Annotated in this window: 4 protein-coding genes; 1 reads left to right on the top strand and 3 read right to left on the bottom strand. The window is 43.1% G+C overall.

Annotated features, from left to right (window positions below; all coding sequences use genetic code 11):
- Window positions 1-138: 138 nt before the first annotated feature.
- The 3 genes from IM319_RS05640 to IM319_RS05630 all read right to left on the bottom strand — a co-directional run bounded on the left by IM319_RS05640 (window position 139) and on the right by IM319_RS05630 (window position 2,594).
- Window positions 139-753 (bottom strand): Uma2 family endonuclease, encoded by a 615-nt coding sequence (locus IM319_RS05640; protein ID WP_286825275.1) that lies wholly within the window; start codon window positions 751-753, stop codon window positions 139-141.
- A 246-nt stretch (window positions 754-999) separates the two neighbouring features.
- Window positions 1,000-1,653, bottom strand: coding sequence for a HupE/UreJ family protein (locus IM319_RS05635; RefSeq protein ID WP_287734959.1), 654 nt, complete (start codon window positions 1,651-1,653; stop codon window positions 1,000-1,002).
- Between the two features lie 14 nt (window positions 1,654-1,667).
- Window positions 1,668-2,594 carry a class I SAM-dependent methyltransferase gene (locus IM319_RS05630; RefSeq protein WP_287079431.1) on the bottom strand — a complete coding sequence of 309 codons (927 nt, stop codon included), beginning with the start codon at window positions 2,592-2,594 and terminating at the stop codon, window positions 1,668-1,670.
- A gap of 202 nt (window positions 2,595-2,796) precedes the next feature.
- Here IM319_RS05630 and IM319_RS05625 point away from each other — a divergent pair, with 202 nt between their 5' ends.
- Window positions 2,797-3,993 (top strand): homocysteine biosynthesis protein, encoded by a 1,197-nt coding sequence (locus IM319_RS05625; RefSeq protein ID WP_002795668.1) that lies wholly within the window; start codon window positions 2,797-2,799, stop codon window positions 3,991-3,993.
- The last annotated feature ends 182 nt before the right edge of the window (window positions 3,994-4,175 follow it).

Below are 4,175 nucleotides of genomic sequence, written 5' to 3'. Positions count from 1 at the left end.
TTTTGTACCAAGCGATGTACTATAAGAAGGATAATGCAAGGTTTTTGAAAGTCCCAATCCTATTTTCTTGCACTAACATCGGACTTTAACAGGTCAAAAGCTTTATTTTAAAAGGGTTTTACCATTATTCAGCAAGCCCTACATACTTAAGAAAATCTGATTGACAGTGAGATTTAATTCCGTGAAAGTCTGGGAGATCAGGCGATCGCTGTCTCGAAATTGTCGAATTTGATATTCTTCCTCAACTAAGCGACAAACAGAGATGGTCGGTTGTTTAGGAGTGCCAAGAAAATTACGCCCACCCAAGGCTGCATAATCAACAATCCAATATTCAGGAATACCCATTTCTTCATAATCAGCAAATTTTAAGTAGTAATCATCACGCCAGTTAGTCGATACCACTTCAATGATCAGAGGGATAGATGCACCATCCCTAAGGATTGATTCTTTTTTCCATAATTTTTCCTGAGCAAGATTTGTTCGATTTAGCACTAATACATCAGGAAAATAACCAGAATTTTTACCAGCAGGTCTGACAATCGCTTGGTTAGGAATTAAATAAGGAAGTCCTAGTCTATCAATTATTCCACTGAGTTTAACAGTTAAAAATCCTTTGATTTCTTCGTGTTCTCCTGCGGGTTGTGCCATTTCAATAATATTTCCATTGTGTAGCTCATAACGCAATCCAGAATTTTCAGGAAGCCAAAGAACGAATTCCTCGAAATTAACAGTTTTAGGTAAGGTTTGGCTCATAGCTGACAAAATAGCATTCTCTCTCTACTAACTTCCTTGGCTCTATTTTAGCTTGAATGTAAGGTGGGCATTTTCCACCTTACAAACTCTCTACACAATCTGTGATCGCACTATCGAGGCTGCGCCCCTATATTGCACCTAGTGTGATTGGTAGGGGCGTATAAGTGTACGCCCTTTCTTCGATCAGATTTGCTGATCACCATAACCTCAAGAGAGCGATTAATAATTGGCCCCATCGAGATTAATTTACTTAACTCCCACTAAAAAAGTTGTACCGATCGCCATAATTGCCAATCCGATTAACTTGCTAATTAGAGTTGCTTGCTTGGCTAATTTTTCCTTGATGACACTGCCAAGGAAAAAAGCGCCAGATGCGATCGCTAATTGCATGACGGTAAAACCGATTAAATAGGCAACTAAAGCGGCAACCCGCGCCCCGATAATTGATTCTCCGTAGGCATAACCGTGGAAAATTCCCGCGATCATTGCCAAAGTTGCCAGGGCGATCGTATAGAGATTAGAATGAGTTTGTAAACCTTTTTTCAGGGTTAAAATCACGCCAAAAATCACCACGGAAAGGGCAATAATCCCTTCAGGAAAAAGTAAATTTATCCCCTGTAAATGAATACCCGTCCCGATTAAAGTGGCAATCGCAAAAGCGATCGGAATTAATAAACCCTGTTCCATCCCCACAGCAATTAAACCACTAGCCACCACAAAAGCTAAATGATCTAAACCGATAACCGGGTGAGCTAAACCCGATAAAAATCCGTTCCAAAAATTATCGGGAGTTTGCCCTCCCATGGCATGATGGGCGAGGGTTTTGCTGGCAAAAATTAACAGGAAGATAGGGACAATAGTTAATATCTTTGTCCAACTTTGACGAAAAATTATCTTCATTGATTACCTCAAAATTATGATTCGGAAACCCGCGCAACAATCGCCCGGTGTCGGGGACTGGTGGGGGTAATGATCGGTGGTTGAAACCCGGCTTCAACTAATGCCTGTTCGATATCGAGAGTAAAATATTGATCGAGATAGGGTTCGGTACTCTTGAGTAAGGTTAGGACATAAGGGGGCATTTTTCGATAAATTTCCGAGCGCGGATTCATATCCATCAGCGTCAAATAACCCCCCGATCGCAATAAACGACGCGCTTCGGCGAAAATTTCTCTAGTAGCCTGTTGGGGTAGTTCGTGGAACATTAAAAACGAAGATACCAGATCGTAGGACTGACTAGGTAATTGAGTTTTTTCTGCGGCTGCGTGTTGCCATTGAATCGTCTTTTGTTTTTGTTGAGCTTGGTATTGGGCAACGGCTAAATAGTAGGGAGAGAGATCTAAACCAGTTACCCGCGCTTGAGGATAAGTATCTTGCAGTGCGAAGCTGCTCATGCCGACACTACAGCCTAAATCGACAATATCGTTAATTTCTGCCTTGATTTGCTCCTTCAATATCCGGTGATATTCCCGTCGCAATCGCGGATCGCCGTCAATCCCCGCCCCGGGCCAGATGGTAGAATGGACAGCATAGGCGGCAGATTCTACCTCAAAAGCTGGCAACCAGTCTAAATTGCCCTTTTCGTAAGCGTGGAAAGAACAAACGTAGTATTCGGGATAGACGAGAGCGGGATTTTCTATCGCTTGCAGTTCCCGACTCCAATCCCGTTGCTGCCATTGTTTGACGGTTTCTCGCCAAGGTACGCCTAGTTTTTCGGCTCTTTTAATCATCATATTGCGCGCCTGATAGCGAGCGATGTCAAAAAGCGGTTTTATGCCGAGAATACGGTTAACTAGACCAGAAACAGGATTAAAGGAGGCTGAAACGGGTGTAACTGTCATAGAAAAGCTTCGATCGTAAATTTTCCCTTTCTCATCTTATAACAGTGATCAGTAATCAGTAATCAGTAATCAGTGAAAAGACAGCACTGTCACCGCCATTTAATACTGCTCAGTTAATACCACTCACTGAAAACTCAAATCTGATTACTGTTTACTGACAACAGCAAAAAGCTCCCTAACCCCCATCTTGCCAATTTTTATTATGAGAACAATCGCTGAAATCAACGACAAAATCGCTAAAAAAACGGCTGTAGTCTGGACAGTAGAGGAATTAAAAAGCCGCGTTACCGAGATGGGAATTAAGGAGGTTTTTTCCCAAGTAGATGTGGTTTGTACGGGAACTTTTGAACCGATGGAATCTTCGGGGGCAATTATTAATTTAGGTCAGACGGATCCGCCGATAAAAATTCGTCAATGTTGGTTAGATGGGATTCCTGCTTATGCCGGTTTTGGGGCGGTGGATTTATATTTAGGAGCCAGTGCTATTAGTGATCTAGCGGCCAAAAATGAGAATTTAGAGGGAGAAAATCCCGAAAGGGGTGGCGGACATATTATTGAGGATTTAATCGCTGGAAAATCGATTCAATTGCGCGCTGTCGGCCAGGCCACCGATTGTTATCCTCGCACTTCTTTTGAAACGATTATTTCTAAGGAGACTATCAATCAATTTTATCTGTTTAATCCTCGCAATCTCTACCAGAATTTTATCGTCGGAGTCAATGGGGGAGAGCGGACTTTATATACTTATTTAGGACCCCTACAGCCGAGATTGGGTAATGCAGTGTATTCTAACCCCGGGGCAATTTCTCCCCTCTTAAATGACCCCGATTTAGAGGCTATAGGCATCGGTACGCGCCTTTTTTTAGGAGGAGGAATCGGTTATATTGCCTGGGAAGGAACCCAACATTTTCCCCTGCAAAAACGCCTACAAAATCGAACTCCTATTGGACCGGCTTCCACCTTAGCCTTAATTGGTGATGCTAAACAAATGAATGCTCGCTGGGTGCGGGGTTGTTATTTCAAAAATTATGGGGCTTCTTTAATGTTAGGGGTAGCAGTACCGATTCCAATTTTAAGCGAGGAAATCGTTCGACATTGTGCGGTAAAAGATGAGGAAATTGTCGCTCCAGTGGTGGATTTTTCTATTCCCCGGCGAGTCCGTCCTACCTTTGGTTTAATCACCTACGCTAAACTAAAAAGCGGTCGGATTATGATCGAGGGAAAAAGTGTTAGGGTGGCTCCTTTGGCCAGTATTTCCTTGGCCCGGGAAGCCGCTTTAGAATTAAAAGCACTGATCGAATCGGGAGAATTTACCCTCACAGAACCCGTGGCCAAAATTAATCTAGAGCGGACTTTTATACCCCAGGATCGTTGGGGTGGAAAATTATCAATTGAGTGAGGAGTTAAAGGATTGTGTGCAGGTGGCACAACTACAATTAAGTTGACATCCTCACCGCCGTAAACGGACGGTGATTCCCAAACCTCACGATTTAGGTTTCTGCTTCTTTCCCTTGCGGGGTTTCGCACCTGCCTTAACAGAGTAAATCTGTTCTGGTCTTATGGTCGCTCTACAGACTGACA

This window comes from Microcystis sp. M113S1, assembly GCF_020246945.1.
In the GTDB taxonomy this organism is placed as follows: domain Bacteria; phylum Cyanobacteriota; class Cyanobacteriia; order Cyanobacteriales; family Microcystaceae; genus Microcystis.
The sequence above is the reverse complement of the archived record's forward strand: the minus strand, read 5'-3'. Positions and strand labels throughout refer to the sequence as shown.